The organism is Fibrobacter sp., assembly GCA_012523595.1.
GTDB lineage: Bacteria > Fibrobacterota > Chitinivibrionia > Chitinivibrionales > Chitinispirillaceae > JAAYIG01.
On sequence record JAAYIG010000085.1, the window covers coordinates 16,655 to 37,410 of the forward strand.

Annotated in this window: 15 protein-coding genes; 4 read left to right on the forward strand and 11 right to left on the reverse strand. The window is 45.0% G+C overall.

The genetic code is table 11. The features are described from left to right. The first annotated feature begins 181 nt into the window (after window positions 1-181). Window positions 182-1,954: a protein kinase gene (locus tag GX089_05165; protein NLP01864.1), complete on the forward strand. Its 1,773-nt coding sequence runs from the start codon at window positions 182-184 to the stop codon at window positions 1,952-1,954. A 17-nt stretch (window positions 1,955-1,971) separates the two neighbouring features. Here the strand turns inward: GX089_05165 and GX089_05170 are convergent, their stop codons facing one another. The 3 genes from GX089_05170 to GX089_05180 all read right to left on the reverse strand — a co-directional run bounded on the left by GX089_05170 (window position 1,972) and on the right by GX089_05180 (window position 5,258). Further along, a complete protein-coding gene (locus tag GX089_05170) occupies window positions 1,972-4,392 on the reverse strand; it encodes a copper-translocating P-type ATPase (GenBank protein NLP01865.1) in 2,421 nt (806 codons plus the stop codon). A gap of 221 nt (window positions 4,393-4,613) precedes the next feature. Then, window positions 4,614-4,883, reverse strand: coding sequence for an Lrp/AsnC family transcriptional regulator (locus GX089_05175; GenBank protein NLP01866.1), 270 nt, complete (start codon window positions 4,881-4,883; stop codon window positions 4,614-4,616). A 12-nt stretch (window positions 4,884-4,895) separates the two neighbouring features. Beyond that, a complete protein-coding gene (locus GX089_05180; protein ID NLP01867.1) occupies window positions 4,896-5,258 on the reverse strand; it encodes a hypothetical protein in 363 nt (120 codons plus the stop codon). Between the two features lie 570 nt (window positions 5,259-5,828). Here GX089_05180 and GX089_05185 point away from each other — a divergent pair. Then, entirely contained in the window at window positions 5,829-6,158 is a 330-nt protein-coding gene (locus GX089_05185; protein ID NLP01868.1) for an STAS domain-containing protein, read from the forward strand. On the opposite strand, the gene GX089_05190 is transcribed toward GX089_05185, so the two are convergent. The 5 genes from GX089_05190 to mltG all read right to left on the reverse strand — a co-directional run bounded on the left by GX089_05190 (window position 6,150) and on the right by mltG (window position 11,373). Continuing rightward, on the reverse strand, window positions 6,150-7,430 hold the full coding sequence (locus GX089_05190) for a hypothetical protein (GenBank protein ID NLP01869.1): 1,281 nt from the start codon (window positions 7,428-7,430) through the stop codon (window positions 6,150-6,152). The two genes, GX089_05185 and GX089_05190, sit on opposite strands and share 9 nt — an antisense overlap. 218 nt (window positions 7,431-7,648) lie before the next feature. After that, window positions 7,649-8,902: a U32 family peptidase gene (locus GX089_05195; protein ID NLP01870.1), complete on the reverse strand. Its 1,254-nt coding sequence runs from the start codon at window positions 8,900-8,902 to the stop codon at window positions 7,649-7,651. 11 nt (window positions 8,903-8,913) lie between these two features. Next, window positions 8,914-9,372 carry a thioredoxin gene (trxA, locus tag GX089_05200; protein ID NLP01871.1) on the reverse strand — a complete coding sequence of 153 codons (459 nt, stop codon included), beginning with the start codon at window positions 9,370-9,372 and terminating at the stop codon, window positions 8,914-8,916. Window positions 9,373-9,418: 46 nt separating this feature from the next. Further along, window positions 9,419-10,252: a hypothetical protein gene (locus GX089_05205; GenBank protein NLP01872.1), complete on the reverse strand. Its 834-nt coding sequence runs from the start codon at window positions 10,250-10,252 to the stop codon at window positions 9,419-9,421. Continuing rightward, window positions 10,222-11,373, reverse strand: a complete 1,152-nt coding sequence (mltG, locus tag GX089_05210) for an endolytic transglycosylase MltG (protein ID NLP01873.1) — start codon at window positions 11,371-11,373, stop codon at window positions 10,222-10,224. The genes GX089_05205 and mltG overlap by 31 nt, the downstream gene beginning before the upstream one ends. Window positions 11,374-11,602: 229 nt before the next feature. Between mltG and GX089_05215 the strand changes: the two genes are divergently transcribed. After that, entirely contained in the window at window positions 11,603-11,812 is a 210-nt protein-coding gene (locus GX089_05215; protein NLP01874.1) for a hypothetical protein, read from the forward strand. Between the two features lie 123 nt (window positions 11,813-11,935). Here the strand turns inward: GX089_05215 and GX089_05220 are convergent, their stop codons facing one another. The 3 genes from GX089_05220 to GX089_05230 form a co-directional block, all read right to left on the reverse strand. Beyond that, a complete protein-coding gene (locus GX089_05220; protein NLP01875.1) occupies window positions 11,936-15,706 on the reverse strand; it encodes an efflux RND transporter permease subunit in 3,771 nt (1,256 codons plus the stop codon). Window positions 15,707-15,774: 68 nt separating this feature from the next. After that, window positions 15,775-17,760, reverse strand: coding sequence for a DUF3347 domain-containing protein (locus GX089_05225; protein NLP01876.1), 1,986 nt, complete (start codon window positions 17,758-17,760; stop codon window positions 15,775-15,777). 14 nt (window positions 17,761-17,774) lie between these two features. Beyond that, complete coding sequence (locus tag GX089_05230) at window positions 17,775-19,070, reverse strand: TolC family protein (protein NLP01877.1); 1,296 nt, start codon at window positions 19,068-19,070, stop codon at window positions 17,775-17,777. A gap of 1,201 nt (window positions 19,071-20,271) precedes the next feature. Here GX089_05230 and GX089_05235 point away from each other — a divergent pair. Next, window positions 20,272-20,756 (forward strand): hypothetical protein (locus GX089_05235; GenBank protein NLP01878.1); only part of this gene is annotated, 485 nt, incomplete at its 3' end.

Here is a 20,756-nt window from a genome sequence, read left to right on the forward strand (position 1 = left end):
GAGTCTAAAAATACGTTTTTATTTGGTATTTCGGGATTTTTTTATGAAATGCGGGTTTAAGAGATGCAGGACACGTCTGCACATTTTCCAGATGGAACGGATTTTGAAGCAATGTTAAACAGAGCAAGGAGCCCGCGTTAAGGAAAGAGAGTTTCGGCATGTAAAGGCGTGCGGAGGCAATATGAGACTGTTTCGGAAATTCCTCAATTTCAGACTTCCCGGCAGATTCTCCACTGAAAAGAGCAACAGCGATAAGCAAAACGTATCAGAGGTTAACAGAGAAACTCTGCCTGACGGATCAGAGCCGGTGTCAATAGGTTCGGGAACAATCTCCGGGCTTATCGAACAGAATGAAACAGATATTCTCTATGAGATCAACAATAAGCAACTGGGGTTCAGACGCACACTGAAACTTCTGAAGCCGGGCAATACAAAAGAGAACCAGAAAAGATTTGTGAACCGTTTCGCAGTCGCGGCACAGCTCACTCATCCAAATATCACCACGGTACATAACCTCGGGAAATGGAACGGTCTGGATTTTGTGGAAACTGAAAGAGTTTCCGGGTTCAGTGCGGAAAAGTTAATCAGTAATACCCCCCTCCCGCCGGCTGTGTGTACTGCAGCGGGAATACTGATATGTAAATTTCTTGAATACATCCATGGAGCCTGTATAGTCATAGAAAACCGGGAATTCAGAGGATTTCTGCACCTTGATCTTAAAACTGAAAGCCTGATTTTCTCCAATTCCGGAGTACTGAAAGTCAGTGGACCGGGGAAAGTAATACCAATTCAGTTAGCAAGGTCCGGGAAGTTCGAGGCCGAGGGAGTTTCTCCTTATTACAGCGCTCCTGAGGTCCTGACAGGTGAAACAACACCGGATGAGAGGTCGGATCTTTTCTCCCTCGGTTGTATTCTCTATGAGCTTGCATCCGGAAAAAAAGCAGTTCAATCCCCAGAGCAGAGCAAGGAGCAACTGCGGATCGGAAAGGCTATCAGTGGCCTTCCGGCCGAGTATACCACAATAGTAAGAAAATGCCTCTCTTTTAGAAAGGAAGACAGACCTTCAGACCCGGAAACCGTAAGGGAGGAGCTTGAGGAGATCCACTCCAGGATCACAAGCCTCTCACCTGAGAATACAATTTCTCAATTTATCAATCAGCGCAAAATGAACGAACCGGCAATGTTTCCAGAATCCATCAAGGGCGCCGGAAAACCATCGAAGTGTCTAAGTGGAAGCATGGTAGCGGTATCCGCCTGCATTCTGCTGCTTGCCGCATCGCAGGAGGTCAGAGATGCCTCAAAGAGGTTTGGAAGATCTCTGCAAAAAGCACCATTAGTCGAGTACATCCTGAAGACCGGTAAGTCTGTAACCAGTTTACCATCAGTACTATTCTCCGAAAACCGGAAAAAAAAGACGGATAAATTATCACCTGTTCAGCAGGTACACACCAGACCTGCAGAAGTTTATACTCCACAGACAAGCAAAGCATCATTTACCGGCCTCGCTGAAACAAACAAAGCAGGAAAAAACAGCCTTCCGCAGACAAAAGATGCAGTGGTGACACCCTGGGAATCTATTGGAAAAGATACAGGCAGCTATTCTGATCCAGGGATTGAAATTAGTGATGGAGAACACTTTCTCAACAAGGCATGGCAGCTTTACGGAAAGCAGGACTATACCGGAGTTCTGGAGAACCTTAACAAAGCAGATTCGCTCCCTTCCAAATACATAGAAGCCACATACCTCTCCAGAAATATTCAACACCTGAGGGCAAAAACCCTTACTGCCGTTTTCCGCAATACTCCATCTCAGGCAAGCCTGACCGCAGCTTTAAATTCCTGGGAAGAGCTATTGCTGAAAAACAGCACAAATCCAGACAGCAGCCTTAGCAAAGAGGCTGAAAAGGAGAAGATGAATCTTATAACCGAAGCTTCCTGGAGAGGAATTGAGTAGAAATACCCCTCAGCAGGTCATGCCTTCTCCTTTACAGGTGGGATATAGCTTTTCAGCATCAAAGAAAGAGTTACAACAGTTACTGAACTGAATGCCATAGCAAGGGCAGCCAGTTCGGGACGAAATGTTATCTTCCAGATCGGATACAGGACACCGGCAGCCAGGGGGATCAGAGCGGCATTGTAGGCAAATGCCCAGAAAAGATTCAACTTTATTCTTGAAAGCAGTTTACGACCTAACTGAATCGCAGCCACAACATCTACAGGGTCACTCTTTACAAGCACAATCTCGCCGCTCTCAAGTGCTATGTCAGTTCCGCTACCAATGGCTATCCCTATATCCGCCTGCGCCAATGCAGGAGCATCATTGATACCATCACCGACAAAAGCTACAGATTTGTTGTTCCCCTGCAGTTTCTTTACCTCTGATGCCTTATCACCTGGAAGAACCTCTGCCAGGACATTTTTTATTCCAAGTCTCTCAGCAACTGAGACGGCAGTTCTGCGATTATCACCGGTCATCATTACCACCTCAAGCCCCATCTTTTCAAGTTCCCTGACAGCCTTCGCAGATGTATCCTTGGGCGGATCAGCTATTGCCAATACTCCTCTTAACTGCTTCTCCTCAGCAACCAGCACAACAGTCTTTCCTTCCGCCTCTAAAGGAGTAATCCTTTGCTCCAGAGAATCAAATTCTACTCCGTTTTCCTGCATCAGTTTCCGGTTTCCAATCAATACGATTTTATTGTCCAGGGATGCGCTGACGCCTTTACCCTCGAGTGTGTTAAAACCGGTTACACTCCTTATTTCAAGTCCTCTTTCCGATGCCTTTTCTACTATCGCGTCAGCTAAAGGATGCTGAGATCCTTTCTCTACAGATGCGGCCATGGAAAGCAGTACATCATCGGAACAGTTTACACCTGAAAGATCTGTCACTTCCGGTTTCCCTCTTGTCAGTGTTCCGGTTTTGTCAAAAACAACTGTGGTGATTTTCTGAGCGTTTTCAAGCGCCCCGCCATTTTTTACCAGTATGCCAAGCTCTGCGCCTCTTCCAATGCCGACAGTTACTGCTGTCGGGGAGGCAAGCCCCAGGGCACAGGGACATGCTATCACCATAATAGCTATGAGAGTTGTAAGGGCGAAAAGCAGAGTACTTCCAACAACAAAATACCAGATAGAAAATGTAACCAGTGCGATGACAAGAATAAATGGTATAAAATAGCTTACTACTTTATCTGCTATCTGCTGGATCGGTGGTTTAGATCCCTGCGCATCCCTGACAAGTTTTATTATCTGGGAAAGAACTGTATCACTCCCCACTCTTTCGGCTCTGAAATTCAGCACTCCATGCTGGTTGATGGTACCACCAACCAGGGGGTCACCCTCTTTTTTCGCCACTGGAATTGGCTCACCACTTATCATCGATTCGTCAACCCTGCTCTCCCCCGCTGTTACCGTACCGTCAACCGGGATCTTTTCTCCCGGTTTGACAATGATTACATCTCCGATCCTGACCTCCTCAACGGGTACCTTTCTCTCCCCCTTTTCGTCAATAATTGTCGCTGTCCTGGGTTGAAGCCCAATAAGCTTTTTGATCGATGCTGATGTCTTTCCCCGAGCCCTTGTTTCAAGATAGCGGCCAAGTGTCAGAAATCCGGCAAGCATGATAGCAGTATCATAAAACATGAACTCATGAGTGAGTATAATACCAAAGGTACCCATGACACTGGCAACGAATGCAGTCCCGATACCCATGGCATACATTACATCCATGGTCAGATTGAATCTCCTGAGTGCCGCAAAAGCAGCTTTAAAGATAGGCCATGAGACATAGATAAATACAGGAACCGATATAATCAGTGAAAAAATACCGTAATCAAAAGGCAGAGTATGAGGAAGAAACATTAAAACCATAAGAGGAATGCTGACAGCAAAAGAAACTATAATCCTGCGGATTCTCCCATTCTGCTCTATGCGACGCAGACGCTCACTTTCCTCCTCTCCAGCTTCACCTGCAACTCCCCTGTATTCATATCCGGCTTTAGTTACAACGTTGCGAAATTCTGAAACCGAAACATTATCCGGATTATAAGTGACAAATGCGCTCTCAGTCGCCGGATTTACAGTGACATCAACAACCCCGTCAAGTCCGGCAATTGCATCCTTTACTTTTGCCGCACAGGAGGCACAGTGCATACCACCGATTGAGATTGTCACATTCTGGTTGACAGCCTTATAGCCAGCCTCACTTATGGTCTTTTCCATATCGGTAATTGAAACCCGAGAGGGATCATATTTAACAAACGCAGTCTCATTACTGAAATCTACATGTGCCTCGATGATTCCTTTTCTTCCGGAAAGAGCTCTCTCTAGGTTTTTCGCGCAATTGGCACAGTGCATACCGGAAATTTTTATTCCGGTTCTCTTTGATTCTTCCATTCAGAGCCTCATTGAGTTTAAAACCTCAGCTTATGATTCTGTTAAATTACGATTGCTCAATCGTGTAAATTGGGAAAAAGAGAGAAGATGCTTTGAAGCGGGAAAAGTGGTTCTGCCGTTTCGATGATTACAACCGTTTTTATCCAGTCCGGGGTCGGTATCGGTATCGGAATCGATTCCACTTTTTATGATTTCACACTACACGAGTACCGGATCAGAACCTACAGCGAGAACATGCTCTCCAGATCGTGTTTAGAGTATACCCTGAAAGTAATAAGTGTTTCGGAATCGGTGATACCCTCAGTTTTCAGCATCCGGTCAGTGACAATCTCCGCCAATCCCTCGTTATCTTTAACCCTGATGATAACCGCAAGATCGTATCTTCCCGCGACAGAATATACTTCACTTACCCCATCCATCTCAGAAAGCCTGGATGCGACGGTGTTGACAAGGTCTCTTTTTACTTTCAATAAAACCAGTGCTGTTACCATGTGTATCTCCGTTCATTCCTTTTTCCAGGGAAATGATGTCACATCGAAATAATAGATCCTTCGCTCGGAAACAGAGCCCAGCTTGATTTCTATTACGTCGAACACCTTTCCGCCTTCATGAATAATAGTCTGTCCTGCTACTGACCAGTCTCTGTTTTTCAGGCCATGTTTATTGCTGATATACTCATACTCTGCATCGAGTCTTTCGTTCTGTTTGAGGGCACCTGAAATCACAACCGCATCTTCGTAGGAATCGCCACTGCCCCCGGAGATATGTACCTTTGGAGTCTTTTGCTGCTGTTCTCCGACTTTTACACTCTGCCGACCGCATCCGGCCAGAGCCAGTATGATGCAGAAAAGAAGAAAATTACGCATAATTTGATGTCTCCGTGTGGTGTGAAGGATAGCAGTTGCAAAATAATAAGCGTTCATGACCCAAAGCAATCAAGGTGAAAGTTTCTCAGTTAAAAAGCAGTCAGAACGACGATCTTTGTTTTTTATATCGGGGTCGGTATCGGTATCGAATGCCCTTCATCCGGTTTTTTCAGGAAATTAATCCAGAAAAGTTTGTTCCTGAGCCAAAGCCGCGATGGCTCTTCTCGTGCTCAGTGACAACTCGGTATATTGCAATTTCGTAGTGTCCGGTTAACTTATCTAAATAGTAACATTCTATTTTAAATGTACCGGTTTACCAGTACCCCCTTGTGTATTAGAATCCCCCGCTGGAAGCGCCCCCCTTAATAAAAGGGGGATTTCCTTCCCACTCTTTTTCTATCAAATGTTTTTTAATGTAGATTTTACCGGATACTTCTGACCAGCAGTAAGAAGATACGATATCGATGCCGATTCCGATACCGACCCCGATCAGATAACAGACAACTCGATATTGCAATTAAAACACGGAAAAGGTAAATTACTGTATCTGCTCAAGAATTAGAAAAAATTATGACAAAACCGCCAAAAGAAACCTCTGAAACCGACACAATCAGGATAGCTTTTTCGGGCGAACTGATAAACGCGCGTGTAGCGATGCTGGACCAGGAAGTTGCCCTGAGATACAGCGAGGGTATAAATCAAAACCTGGTGCTTGATCTTACAGGTGTAAGCAAAATTGACTCACGAGGAATTACATTCTGCATCCGTCTCTTCAATGAATTGAAGAAGAAAAACCTGAAACTTACAATCGAGACTGGTAAGAAGATCTACAGCTTTTTCAATCAGGTAAATCTTGTCAAAATGCTTGATATCAGATTGGTTGGAGAGGCTTCAAACTGATCCGAAAAACGCGCTTACCGAGTGCGCCGGTGCCAGACTCTCTACCTTTCCCTCCCTGACCGGAATTATTCCTACTGACACGAATTTTTCCTGCGGTGATGTGCGGTAAAGGGCAAATTTACTGCTTGCGCTGCCTCTGATTTCAACAGGGATTTCCCTGTCTTTATCAGAGGAGTTTACCAGCACAAAGGAATCGGGGTTACCGGAAAGATTTCCTGAAAAACCGGTGATTGAAATCCCTTTACAGTTGCATGCAACCTGACAGATAACCATTCCTGGCTGTCCTGCCCAGAAAAGCGGTTTCAGAAAATCAACAGAGACAGCGTTGACTTCTCTCTCTGTTTCCACTGGAATACTGTCAAGCAGTGCAGCGTTTATTTTAGCGCCATAGATATAGTTGTGAATAAGGGAGGAAAAAGAGGTATCCGCAACATCAGAATGCTCAAGCACTATCCATTCGGGGGTATCAGGCCGCTGCTGATGGATCAGGTCTATCGCCGAGCTTCTGCAATCCAGAGCGTCTTCACCGGAAAATGAGCCATACGAAGAAATCAGATCCAGAGATCCTAGAGCCTGAGGATCATCGATTATCGCGTCCACATAGCCCCAATCCTGGAAATTGATAATGCTCTCTGTCTCTCCGGGTGCCAGACCTGTCTGTAATGAACTTTTCTGCAGCATCTTTTTTAGGAGCTTCAGAAAATCAGTCACATGCTCAGGAGGCCAGTAAAGGTTGTGTAAATCTCTGCTTAGATTTCTCCCCTGCTCATCCCAGAGGTCCCATCTCTCTCCCTTACAGTGAAGCGATAGATATTTCACCGGGATCATCTGTTTTTCCAGAAACTTCAGCCAGGAGATCATATATCTTGCGTATTCAGCCCTGTGCAGAGGATCAAGATCACGCCCTGAAATCACTTTCTGCTTTGTCATCCATTCAGGAGGAGCGAGGCAGGTAGTGATTACCTTTAGACTCTGTCCTCTTTTCTGCAGTTGAGACTGGGCAGATGTACAGAATTCACGGATCTGTTCTGTGCCTGTGGTATGATCATACTCATCAGCCTCTACAGGAACATCCTCAGGGTAACGTGTATCAGTTTTTTTTTGATGCCAGGGATCAAGAAAGATACGTACAATGCCTGCTCGCAGACCATCACTGCCGAAAACAAACTCCGGATTAAAGCGGGCTGGAGCAGAAGCAAAGGTTCTGTATGTCACCCCGAAACCATCCCAGGGGCGCAGGATTCTGGAAAAATCCACATAAGCTCGAAGCATCTTTTTTCTTCCCTTTGTATTCAGAATCCACTTACGCTAACCCGGATAATCCGGATCAAAAAACATTTCCTCGGTTTTAGCCTGAAAAAAGACTCTCTTTGTACTGATCAATTCACTCCAGAATCTCCCTTCACTGCTTCAAAAAACACATACCAGTACCTGTGGTCATAAAATGACGACAATGCAATCAAAATGCCGAAAATCTCAAAAGGAAGGATTCAGGACTGGCCCTGTGAGAGCTTTCTCAGCATATCTCCAGGCCGCAGTTTTACAGTAGTCTTGCCCCTAACCAGACGATTAGAAGGAGCGTTTGCGACCTCATTTCCGGAAAGGTCGCTTAATGAGGTAAAAGTCACCTGAAAAGGAGATAAGGATTGTTTTACAGGCAGAACTTCAAGCACTTCACCAGCCTTAAAACAGTTCTTCACATCTATGACAGGCTCTCCGTTCTTCAGCATTCCCTTTACGATGCCAATCACACGCGATGCAGTAGGAGCCTTCGATGAGAAGACTTCCTGAAGAGTGGTTTCTCCGGCATAGAAACCTGTTGTATACGCACGATGTTCAACTTTTTCCAGCTCATGTTTCCATTCCGGTTTAACCTCGTAGGGAACACCGCCGGCAATCAGATCCAGTGCCTCACGGTAAACCTTCACTACAGTTGACACATAATGAATACTCTTGTTTCTGCCCTCGATCTTCAAAGAGTTGAGACCAGTCTTGAGTATGTCCGGAAGAATATCTATAGTACAAAGATCCCGTGAATTCAGCAGATACACACCACTGCTGTCCTCCTCTGCATCAAACCACTCTCCGGTCTCTTCAGTTCCAACCTTTACAGGAGCGATTCTGTACCGTAAACGGCATGGCTGAGCACAATCCCCGAAATTAGGGTGACGTTGATCAATATATGCCCCCAGAAGACATCTTCCGGAAACCGACACACACATTGCCCCATGGATAAAAGCCTCTGTTTCAAGTATCCGTCCTGATGTAATCCCTGTTATCTGCTCAAGAGTCAATTCCCTCGGAAGAATGACACGGCTTACTCCCTGTTTTTTCCAGAACTGCAGAGACATTGAGTTAAATGAGCCTGTCTGCGTGCTTAAATGCAAAGGGATTCCAGGAAACACTTCCCTGCAGGTCATTAAAACCCCGGGATCACTGATGATCAGAGCATGAGGAATACTCCCCTGCTCCTTGACCCGTAACAGCATTTCTCTGATCCCTGAAAGCTTTTTATCATCAGGCATTATATTGAGCGCAACATAAACCCTCTTACCTTTTCCTTCAGCCATCCTGATGAGTTCCGGCAGATCGCCGACATCGAAATTCGGGGAATGTGCACGTAAATTAAACTGACCAAGCCCGATATAGACAGCATCCGCACCATGGTCAAAAGCTGCTTCCGCAACACTGAAACTGCCTGCCGGAGCAAGAAGTTCCGGCTTTTCTGATACCATCGAATTCATAAATCACTAAGTTATTGCTGAGGCTGAGTGGCCGGGTCTTTTAATGGAGCATTCTTCGGTTCTGAGACCATGGCAACTTCTTTAAGCGCCGCATCGTAAGCTTCCTTTGGGTTGAGCCCAGGAAGCACTTTAACCACTGTTTTATCTTTTATAATGAAAATTGCGGGAATAGCCCTCACACCGAAATAGGATGATATTGCTCTGTGCACATCAATATTTACCTTTAAAAACATCACCTTGCCTTTGTATTCCTCTTCAAGCTCCTTTATGATAGGATTCAGCATACGACAAGGCATGCACCATGCAGCCCAGAAATCTACCAGAACAGGGATCTTTGATTTGATGATCTTATCAGCTATCTGCTGTGATGAGTCAACAATTACAAATTTCCCTGCTGAATCCTCAGCCGATGCATTAGCACTTGTGAATGAAACCGTAATGATGACAGCCAGTAACAGAAGTTTTCTCATATTCCCCTTTAAATTACTTCAGCAGATCACACACAGATCTTCCATACTAGAAATGATTAATATACACTACTTTCAGCTCTCTGCTCCATCCTACTGTACTGCCATTTTTCCTTTTCCTGTTCTCTAATACGTCTCTGGCGTCGAATTCGATGAAAAAGTTTTCAGAGAAAGCCCATTTCAGACCCACATTCATATATCCCTGACTGAAGCGGGCGTAATAGTTTGGCTTGCCCTCCACGGGATCTCTGGTATTGAACCCCAGGTTATACTCCAACACAAACGAGAGTTCATCGTTTATGCCCAGATCGATCCCTGCATCAAAATTCGGCCACTTGACAGTTTTAACCTCTTCCATGGAGAAAGAGAGAGCGCCATGAATGCCAAACTGAAGCTTTGTAAATAGAAGATAATTTTTACTCCCAGCCAGGAAAAAACCCGGTGATTTGTAGATATAGCCTCTGTAATCAAACTGTGATGTATCAGAAAGGCCGCCGTGTCCCTGATGATCATACCCAAGAACAATGCCAGGGAAGAAGTAATTCTCTTCGAAAATCCTGTACTTTACCAGAAAACCCGGCATTGGATTTCCTTTGGCATTCCTTCCTCTCCCCACAAACCCCTCTCCACCGTAACTCAGACCAATCATCAGACGATTCGTCACCCCTACCCCAAGTCCCAGATTGATTCCTGTACCCAAATCCGGATCTCCGGCAGGATAAATGGAACAGTCAAACTCATAGCTTCCCCTGGAGAGTACACCCGCAGTATGAGTGTCAATTAAACGCCTTAACTGCCATGATTCCTGGGAAAAAACCTGACTGGAAAAAATCAGAGCAAAGAAAAAAGCGCTTAGCGCCCCTTTTGAGAACCTTTTTCCCACTGAGTCTCCTTGTTTTTCCTCTGTAGTTTATTGCGCCGGCGGATTTCATGTTTTTTCCGGTCGTGTTCTTCGTTTGTCAATGAAAAATCATGTGCCCCGCTGCCATCCCACTTCGCCACGAAATAAAGCTCATTTGTTTTTTCCGGATTTAAAGCAGCATTCAGAGCATCTTTACCCGGAGAACAAATCGGCCCTGGGGGCAACCCTGTAAATTTCCGGGTGTTGTAGGGAGAATTGGAATTGAGTTCGGAAACGCGAAGAGGCCCATTAAATTTCCTGAAAATGTACCTCACTGTGGGATCTGCGCCCAGAGGATATCCAAGCCTCAGACGGTTGTGAAATACACCTGCAATACGGGCCCGTTCAGAAGGAAGTGTGGCCTCTTTTTCCACTATGGAAGCAAGAGTGACAAACTGATGTTTTGTAAACTTTCCGGCAATCACAGGCTCTGCTGATAATGAATTATAAGCCTGTTCAAATTTTTTTAACATCCTCTTGATTATCTCGGCAGGTTTGACATCATCGGAAAAACGGTAAGTATCCGGAAAAAGATACCCCTCAAGTGAGGTTGCATCCAGTCCTATATGCTTGATGAAATCGGCATTATAGCAGAGATTGATAAATTCAGTTGTATCAATTGGCAAAAACTGTCTCAAACGGGCAGCGGTCTGCTCTATCGTCAAACCCTCCTGAATCGTAACCACAGTCTCAATAGCCTCTGCATTCATAAGACTTGAGGCAGCTCTCAGTACTCCTTCACCCTTTTTGAATGTTACCCTGCCGGCCTGAATTTTCCTGTCTTTTCCGCTTAACTTGAGCCATATAAGAAGAACCTTATCAGAGGTAACAATCTCTTTCTTTTCAAGCGTATCAGCTATTGATCTAAGCGTAGCATTGCGCGGGATTACAATCTGAATCTCCTCCTCAAGAGGACCAATTGGAAAGAGGAAATAGTAAGCACCCAGCATCGAGAAAAGTAAGATGATACCACCGGCAAAGAAAAACTTAAGCTTCATCGTTCCCATCAATCTCACAACCCAGATAATACTATACAGAACATAGCCGCAAATAACAAGCAGAAAAAGAATGCCAGTAAACCAAAGACGAAAAAGACGGCTCATAACAGACTAAAATAATACTCGCCTTCCCTCTTAAAACCTTTATCAGGCTTGCCGACACTCAATATGACGCACTTTTTGCTTACCTGTTTTTTATATCTGAATCAGTAATAGCCGGTAGATTTAATACAGGGGTTTACATTTCTAAACCCATCCTGATGTTCCGGAATCGGAATTGGTATCGAATCGACAGGTTTTCAGGTACAACAAAATTCAGCCCTGGAGAATTTGTATGACCAAAAAGATACTTATTGTCCTCTGGATACTCTTTTTTGCTGCAGTAACTGGATTATTAGTAAAGATTGTTAAAAAATCCAAAAAAAAACCACCAGAACCTGAGAAAAAAGGCTGGATAAAAACTGCCTTCTGGACAATTCTTTCAGCACTTCTAAGTTCACTTTCAAAACTTCTGGTTAAAAAGACAGCCAAATTGGCCAGGTAGCATTCTTTCACATGTATTGATTGTATCTGAATTATCTGCCGGGAGCGCAGATAATTCAGATACTGTGGCAAACAATTAAGATATTTAAACGCAATCCATTCTGATACTGGTCAATCCCGTTCGTCAGTTGGATCTCTTCCTGTACTCCCATTCTTTTAACCAGCAATAAAGTATCGGAGCCTGGAAAATTGTGGTCAGTTCCAGGAGCATTCCACCAAATGATGGTATTGCCATAGGAACCATCACATCTGCTCCCCTGCCAGTTGATATCAACACCGGCAGAAGCGCAAGGATGGTAGTGGCTGATGTCATAAGTGCCGGCCTCACCCTTCGCGTAGCCGCCTCAACAGTCATCTTCCGGATTTCTTCAATCGAAGAAGGCTTTTTTCCATTGAATCGCTGGTCAAGGTAAGTGCATATTAATACTCCATCATCAGAGGCAATCCCAAACAGCGCCAGAAATCCTACCCAGACAGCCACACTAAGGTTGATAGTGTGGATATTGAAGATCTCCCGTAAATTGATTCCAAACAGGGAAAAATCCATAAACCATCCCTGCCCGTACAGCCATATCAACAGGAAGCCTCCAGACCATGTTGTTATTATCCCCAGAAACACCAGTGATGTGGTAGAGACTCTCTTGAACTGAAAGTAAAGCAGCAGAAAAATCAGAAAAAGAGCCAGAGGCAGCACAAGAGCAAGTGTCTTCTCAGAACGCACCTGATTCTCGTAACTTCCGGAAAACTGATAGGAAACTCCTGCAGGCAGTTTCAGTTCTCCGGAATCAATTTTACTTTTAATATAGGACTCAGCCGCTTTCACAACATCCACTTCAGCGTACTGAGGCTTTTTATCAAAAAGAACATAGCTGGTAAGAAATGTCTCCTCCCCCTTTATCATGTCCGGCCCGCGCCTGTATGAAACTGATGCAATCTGTCCTAATGGAATCTGAGCACCATCTATCGCAGGGACAAGTATCCTTTGAAGTGTCTCAGGATTATCCCTCAATTCTCTTGGATAACGTACCCTCACCCCATACCTTTCACGCCCCTCTATAGTGCTGGTAATCCCTTTCCCCCCTGCAGCAATCTCGATTACATTCTGAACATCCTCGATTCTAAGCCCGTAGCGGCCGATTGCCTCCCTGTCAATATTTATCTCCAGATAAGGTTTACCCGCGATCCTGTCGGCAATCACTGCAGATGGTTCAACCAGCGGAACTTCTTTCAACAGTTCCCCCAGCTTTATCCCCACCTCTTCAATAGCCTCCAGTGATGGACCCTTTACTTTGATACCCATTGGAGCCCTCATACCGCTCTGAAGCATCACTATTCTGGCTGCAATAGGCTGCAACCGGGGAGCACTGGTGACACCTGTCATCTTTGCTGCTTTCACAATCTCTTCCCAGATCTGATCCATATGCCGTATCTCAGGTCTCCATTGACGAAATGGTTTTCCACCCTTATCTGGAATCAGTCTGCCTTTTTCATCAAGAACAAACTCCTTTTTCTTTTTGTCATATTTGTATCTCACTCTCCTGCCGGCCTGGTCGAGAATGTATTCAGGTTTCACAGTTATTACAGTTTCGAACATGGAAGTTGGAGCCGGATCAAGAGCGCTCTCCACCCGTCCGATTTTCCCAACTACACTCTCCACCTCGGGAATCGCCTTGATAAACACATTCTGCTGATTCATGATCTCCTGTGACGCACCAAGCGAAAGATGTGGCATTACAGTTGGCATGTAAAGAAACGATCCCTCGTCAAGGGGAGGCATGTATTCCTTGCCCAGTCCCGGGAATGCATGGGCCAGAGCCACAACAGGTCTGGTATGACTGATAAATTCCGGCAGGAAAAAGAAAACCCTGGAAAAACCCAGCCACACACATGCTCCTGTCAACACAATTAAAAAAACCGGCAGAACAAATGCATATTTTCTCTCTAAAAACCAGGACAGAAACCGGGGATAGTACTTTCCAAACTGTGAAAACAACCCCATTAATCCTCCAATAAATACAGCTACAAAGAGTATGTTTGAAAGGGTGGATCTCCCCGCACCAAGAGGGAGCCATTTAAGTGCCAGAAGTAAAGCTATAACAGCTACACAAATACCATTCAGAATCAGAGGTAATCTCATTTTCCATCTATCCGGAAGATAGTTAACCAATAGGAATCGTGTTCCGGACGCGACTGTAATCAATCCAACCCACCAGGAGAGCTTTATCATCACCGCAATACCTGCAATGATTGCAAAGATGCTCCAGAAGACCCTTGTCCTTGTACCGATTTTCTTTTTCATGAAAAGAATGTGTGCCAGCGGGGGTATTATAGTAAGCGCAACTATTATCGATGACGCAAGAGCGAATGTCTTTGTGTATGCCAGAGGCTTGAAGAGTTTTCCCTCCGATGCTGTCATCATAAAAACCGGCAGAAAACTGACAATAGTCGTTGAGCATGCAGTCAGAATCGCCCCTCCAACCTCAGATGCGGCACGATAAACTACATTTTTTACATCCTCATCTCTGGAAGCTGCATCCAAATGCTTAATAGTATTCTCAGTGAGAATTATCCCCATATCTACTATGGTTCCAATAGCTATAGCTATCCCTGAGAGCGATACTATGTTGGCATCGACACGAAAAAGCTTCATACCAATGAAACTCATCAGAACCGCCAGAGGTAAAACACCCGATATGAGAACCGAGCTTCCCAGATTGTTAACCATAATGAGAATAACAATGATGGTTATGAGTATCTCCAGGTAAATGGCCTCGTTTAGTGTTCCAAGCGTCTCTTTTATCAATCCCGTACGGTCATAAAAAGGGACAATTTTTACCTGGCTTTCGGTACCATCAGCGAGAGTTTTCACAGGCAGTCCGGGCGAAATCTCCCCAATTTTCTGTTTTACATTTTTAATAGTCTGAAGAGGATTTTTGCCATACCTTGAAACAACCACTCCCCCTACCGCTTCCACACCCTCTTTATCGAGTGTCCCTGTTCTCAGAGCCGGCCCCAGCGTAACCTTCGCTACATCTTTCACTCTGACAGGAGTGTTATTCCTGACTTTGATAACAGCACTCTCAAGATCTGAAATAGTCTTTACAAATCCGATACCCCTGATCATGTACTCGACTCTGTTTATCTCGACAGTCCGCGCACCCACATCCATATTACTCATCCGAACTGCATGATATACCTGCTCCAGCATTACATCGTGAGCACGCATGGCATCCGGATCGACATCGATCTGGTACTCCTTTACAAATCCCCCGATAGAGGCAACCTCGGAGACTCCTTCTGCTGAAGCAAGCGCATAACGTACATGCCAGTCCTGAATTGAACGCAGTTCCTGGGGATCCCAGCCACCGGTAGGATTTCCATCCTTATCCCTGCCCTCGAGAGTATACCAGAAGATCTGCCCCAATGCTGTAGCATCAGGGCCCAGAGCAGGTTTTACATCCGCAGGAAGAGTTCCGGCAGGAAGTGATGCGAGCTTCTCAAGAATCCTGCTTCTTGACCAGTAAAAATCCACCTTCTCATCGAAAATCACATATACAGTTGAAAAACCGAACATGGAATAACTGCGGACACTCTTCACCCCTGGAATTCCAAGAAGAGAAACGGTAAGAGGATATGTAATCTGATCCTCAACATCCTGAGGAGACCTCCCCATCCAGTCTGTAAAAACTATCTGCTGATTCTCCCCAATATCCGGTATCGCATCAACAGACACTGGATTTCTGGGCAGCCAGTCGATCTCCCAGTCAAACGGTGCCACGATTATCCCGGCTACGACAATGGCAATGGCAATAAGCGCCACAACCAGTTTGTTATCAAGGCAGAACCAGATAACCTTGTCCACTAAAGTCTCCGGTTTTTTATCATTTATATCCATTAATCACCTCGTTTTACAGACTATAATGAAAGGAGGTTTTTATCTCCATTCCGGCTCCCGCACTGCTTTTAATGCCCGGAAATTCTCTCTTTCTCTCCACATCTGAGCATTGCTTCACCGAAATATGGATTGTTAATGACCTCTGTTTCCTGTAACCAATAAGCTCCTTTGTTCGACAGAGCCATTGGACAGAAAGCAACATACCTCTGACCGCCCTGGTGTCTGTAATGCTTCTCAAGAGCGATTATCTGAGTTGATACTTTCTCAAACGCCACTCTGGCTCCGGTAAGATCTCCGATTTTTTCCACATGGGCAAGATCAGCAAGAAGAGCTTTACTGCTTACATTCCAGCCATTATACACCTTTCCTTTTCCCAACTTCACGTTAGATATAACTTTGCGTATCTCATCCAAACCTTTTCTCGCCTCATCGAGATCATCTTTAACCAGTGCACTGCTGGCCCTGAAATATGCTTTGTAAATTGCATCGAGCCCGGTACGGAATTCTGGAGACACCGAAACAGATGCTCTATCAGCTATCTGCATGCCTTCCTTTTTTCCTAATCCCGCATGTCCGGCGTGCATTGCTGAACCACTCCCTCCCACGGGATTCATCATGCTGGGTTTTGCCCGTATCTGCAGTTCACTGTCAATCCTGAAGGCACCGTTAACAACAACCTTTTCTCCTTCGGAAATTCCGGATTTAACAACATAGTAATCCCCTGCCCTCGGCCCCAGTACCACTTCCCTTCCCTCGTAAGTGGTTCCTTTCTCACTGGAAGCGGTTTCCACATAGATAATTGCTCTCTCACCGGTAAAAAGAGGAGCTGTTGCCGGAATGAGAAGAGGACTGAGTTTCCCGTTTCCTGAAGTAACATATCCCAGTGATTCAGCCGGAACCAGAGGCATTCCGCAGATATCACATGTCCCGGGGCCGTCCTTTACGATTTCCGGATGCATCGGGCTTATCCATTTCCCTTTCAGTGATGCATTATAAACGTTACCTGAGGCTGAAATCTGTGCCTTCGCCACAGCCCTCACAAGCATCTCCGGCTTCAGTTTACCACTGCTGTTATCCGTTACTACCCTTATCTTTACCGTGCGGGCCATGGGATCCACCATTGGATCAATAAAGGATACAGTACCACTGAAAGTCTCACCCGGAAATGCCTCAACTGTAAACTGAACCCTCTGCCCGACTCGCAGCCAGACAAGATCCGATTCGTATGCATTGAGCTCGATCCATAATTTCTTCAGATCCGCTATGGATAAAATCGGCACCCCTGTCTCCACATAACTCCCAGTAGTAGCCATCTTCTCTATTACCACTCCGCTCTGACTTGCTCTAATGGTCATGTGGTCTGATGGAGCACCCCGGGTCAACACAGCATCAAGTTCATCTTCGGAAAAACCAAGCAGACGAAGTTTCTCCTTTGCAGCCTCCAGTGTACCTCTGGCATTGGATTTCACAAGCTCACTTGCATCAGGAGAGATCGCCTCCACTGCTCTTGCTGCCCCAAGCAGTTCCTGCTGCAGCAAAACCAGCTCAGGGCTGTAGATTAACGCAAGATGATCACCTTTTTTTACCTCCATGCCGGTGTAATCAACAAAAAGCCTGTCAATCCGTCCCTTTACCCTTGATGAAATCGACTCTACTCGCCTCTCATCTATTACTACCTTTCCTGACATTCTTATCTCCGATGAGGCATTACGGCGGATTGCAGGCGCAGTCATTATTCCAGCCAGACGACGGGCACTTTCTGACAGGGTCAATTGACGCGGATTATCGTCTGCATCTCCCAGTGCATCGGTCTCCAGAGGAATCAGATCCATAAAACAAATCGGACACTTCCCCTGCTTGTTCAGTTTTATCTGAGGATGCATCGAGCAGGTCCAGAATGTCTCTTTACCATGGTCATGCCCTGTCTCCTTTTCCGACAGTTCCGCTTTACTGCCAACTTTTCCGCCTGTCCTGCTTCCGATCTGAAAACTGGAAACAGCGACAAGAATTACAAGAAGCGGGAAAATGATTTTTTTAATATTTACTTTTTTCATGAGACTCTCCGGATTCATAATTCTTTGATTTCAGTTTTTCCCCGCATTGCATCTATGGATGCAAGCTGTTTTCCGTTTCTTGCCCTTTCCTCAGCCAGATCTTTTTCCAGATCAAAAAGAGTCCTTTGAGCATCTAAAAGCTCGATAACCGGTATCAGACTGGTTCTGTAACCTGAATACATCAGCTCCAGAACCTGGCGTGCCTGAGGAATCAGCACATCTTTAAGTAAAGTAATTCTGCGCTGTGAATCAGTATATTCATTGAACATCTGCTTTGCTTCAGATAACATTGAATTCAGCATGTCCTCTCTCTGATTTTCCATCTTCTTCTGCATATCTGTTGAGCTTGAAATCTCTTTTCTTATCCTGTTAATCCAGAGCGGGACGTTTATATTTACACCAACTCTCCAGCCGCTTTCTCCCCCCATCGATGAGAATTTATTGGAAGATTCATACATGTGCTCTACAGCGATCGAGAAATCCGGCAGAAAGCCGCTCTTAGCCATGTCCACCATCGAACGTGCCGCATCGATATCAGATTTCATGGCCTGTAAAGATGGATTGGAATTGGCCACTTCATGAAAGAGATCATCTATCGATAAGACCCCTTTCATATCAGGAATGGAATCGGGAAATGGAAAAAAACTGCCTGAATCGAGAGCAAGAAGAGAAGCCATCCTGGCACGCTGCGAGTCACCCATCAGCTCCATGCTCTTTATCTCATCCTCAAGGATCGCAATCTCGACCTGTACCTTCAGAAGCGAAGCCTGAGTAGCAGTTGCATTTGCATAATTGGTGCGGGTAACAGATTCCATCTGCTTGAGCAGTTCCAGATTCTGCTTCTGAATTTTGATCATCTGGCCTGTTTTGTAAAGATCAACAAATGCGGTTCTGATATCCCGGACAAGGTCCGCTTTTTTCTCCTGAAGCCTGGCACGCAGCTTTTTCAGAACATGACTCTCACTCTGGTGCTTGATAAAATATTTAGTCGGAAACATAAACATCTGAGAAGCACCGATTGAGGCCAGATTCATTCCATCCTCAATATCCGCCTGGGCCATAATCATGGGATCAGGCAGAGAGCCTGCCAGGGAAAGATTCTTTTCCTGAGATGCGATCTCTTTTTCCGCAGCCTTTATTGCCGGATTATTCCTGAGAGTGTATTCGATATATGACTCAAGTGAGTGTTCAACAACGGAACCAGCCTCTTTTTTCTCTTCGGCAGACAACACTACTGCAAAAAAAGAAGCCCAAAGGAACAAGATAAGTATCAGTCCGCGTGCAAACAGTTTTTTGTTCCTGTTTTTCATGCAAACCTCCGCATGGAGAAAATCGGTTGTAATGCTGACCCGGATTGTCCGGGTTTAAAACAATTACTTGAATTGACTATAGGTAATGATTTTCCGGCATTGTTACCAGACAATCAAAAGTGAAATTGCAGCAGGTCTCAAATTCTGAGAGGATAGAGAGAGGAGAAAGAATCCCCGGGTATTTTCAGGGAATTTGCCTTAACCGGGGAACATTTAGGAGAGAAATTCAGATAACAGATGTCAACCGGGTGATTCAAATGACCGGCGATAAGGGGGAAAGAAGAAATAATAGAGATAGTTCTCTCTGATTGATTGGATTCGCTGTTGCAGATGATACACTCGGATTTGGAATCGCAGTGATGGTTAGACTCTTTCTTCGTTTCATTTTCCTTCTGACAGCATGAGTGGGCACTTTCCTGCTGTTTTTTTGCAGCCCGGGCAGTGCAGCAAGGCATTGATGCCCAGGTTATCATGTTGCAGATAAGCAGAAGGATGGAGATAGTTGAAAGTGTCCTCATATATTTCACTTTGTTGATTAAGTTACTCAACATAATTATACCATAAGGGAACATTTGTAGTCAATACCAGTTGAACTGGAGAGGGATAGAAAGTTGTCCTCATTATTTGTATGTTCACCTGTATTGCTTTCTGTGATTGCAAGACACTTGAAAGCATCACCACACACTTTTCAGTAAAGGCATAGGGCAGGTATTTAACATTCTGACCCCTTTTCAGGATCACATTTTGTGATCTTGAAGCTCCGCCTCTTCACTTGTAAGCTGTTTCAACTGTGAATAAAAAGAGCCGCATCCGGGGAAGATTCCAAGGCTTGAAATAAGGAGAAAAATGCGGGAAAGTGAGAAGAAGAAACAAAAAAGGCAGTCTTTTGGTAAAAGCTACCTTAAATTGCGTAATTTCGCGGTTTTTGATTATTTGCCGAAGCCCGGAGTCGAACCGGGATGGTGTTGCCACCGCTGGATTTTGAGTCCTGAACACCGCTTAAAAACCCTCAAAAATGGCGTTTTTAGCGCAATTTCAACAGGTCATATTTACTATTACAGGTTATTGCGGGATATAGTTGGGCAATTTTGGGCACTCACTTGTAAATTAGTACCTTTTTCAGATTACTATGAAAGCCGTATCTGGGATTCTCCCCCGGATACGGTTTTTTTTATTTCCCCCTCTTCCCTGAAGGAATGCTATGAGATCTGAAGCTGAAGCAGTAAAGCTGGCAATAAGCCACAAGGGCTATCTGGGAACCGTATGCAGTCAATACCTCAAAATGGGTATAACCTTTCAGGAGCTTTTCTCGATCGGCTTTATAGGCTTAGTTGCGGCGGCAAAGCGTTTCGATGAATCCAAGGGGCTGAACTTTATAGCCTATGCAGATTCTTACGTGAGAAGTGAAATTTTAAAGGCTCTCAAGAAGCAATCAATTATCCGCATTCCGTTTAATGTACAACAGACAATCAAACAGGTACGCAAGGCCATTGCTGAACTGAAGACAAAGACAGAACAGGAACCGGATATACAAGCGATTGCAGAGTATACCGGACTGCCTCACCGCAAAGTAATAAACGCAATATTTCTATCAGAACCCATTATCAGCCTGAATACTCACACTAAGGGAGAAAATGAGGCAGAGCTAATTGAGTTCATACCTTCCGACACTCCCCCGGATACTGA

Bases quoted from the DNA above. Each gene is read 5' to 3' on its own strand.
- GX089_05215 (NLP01874.1), top strand. From the start codon at position 11,603: ATGACCAAAAAGATACTTATTGTCCTCTGGATACTCTTTTTTGCTGCA.
- GX089_05185 (NLP01868.1), top strand. From the start codon at position 5,829: ATGACAAAACCGCCAAAAGAAACCTCTGAAACCGACACAATCAGGATA.
- GX089_05170 (NLP01865.1), bottom strand. From the start codon at position 4,392: ATGGAAGAATCAAAGAGAACCGGAATAAAAATTTCCGGTATGCACTGT.
- GX089_05225 (NLP01876.1), bottom strand. From the start codon at position 17,760: ATGAAAAAAGTAAATATTAAAAAAATCATTTTCCCGCTTCTTGTAATT.
- GX089_05180 (NLP01867.1), bottom strand. From the start codon at position 5,258: ATGCGTAATTTTCTTCTTTTCTGCATCATACTGGCTCTGGCCGGATGC.
- GX089_05190 (NLP01869.1), bottom strand. From the start codon at position 7,430: ATGCTTCGAGCTTATGTGGATTTTTCCAGAATCCTGCGCCCCTGGGAT.
- GX089_05220 (NLP01875.1), bottom strand. From the start codon at position 15,706: ATGGATATAAATGATAAAAAACCGGAGACTTTAGTGGACAAGGTTATC.
- GX089_05175 (NLP01866.1), bottom strand. From the start codon at position 4,883: ATGGTAACAGCACTGGTTTTATTGAAAGTAAAAAGAGACCTTGTCAAC.
- mltG (NLP01873.1), bottom strand. From the start codon at position 11,373: ATGAGCCGTCTTTTTCGTCTTTGGTTTACTGGCATTCTTTTTCTGCTT.
- GX089_05195 (NLP01870.1), bottom strand. From the start codon at position 8,902: ATGAATTCGATGGTATCAGAAAAGCCGGAACTTCTTGCTCCGGCAGGC.
- GX089_05230 (NLP01877.1), bottom strand. From the start codon at position 19,070: ATGAAAAACAGGAACAAAAAACTGTTTGCACGCGGACTGATACTTATC.
- GX089_05165 (NLP01864.1), top strand. From the start codon at position 182: ATGAGACTGTTTCGGAAATTCCTCAATTTCAGACTTCCCGGCAGATTC.
- trxA (NLP01871.1), bottom strand. From the start codon at position 9,372: ATGAGAAAACTTCTGTTACTGGCTGTCATCATTACGGTTTCATTCACA.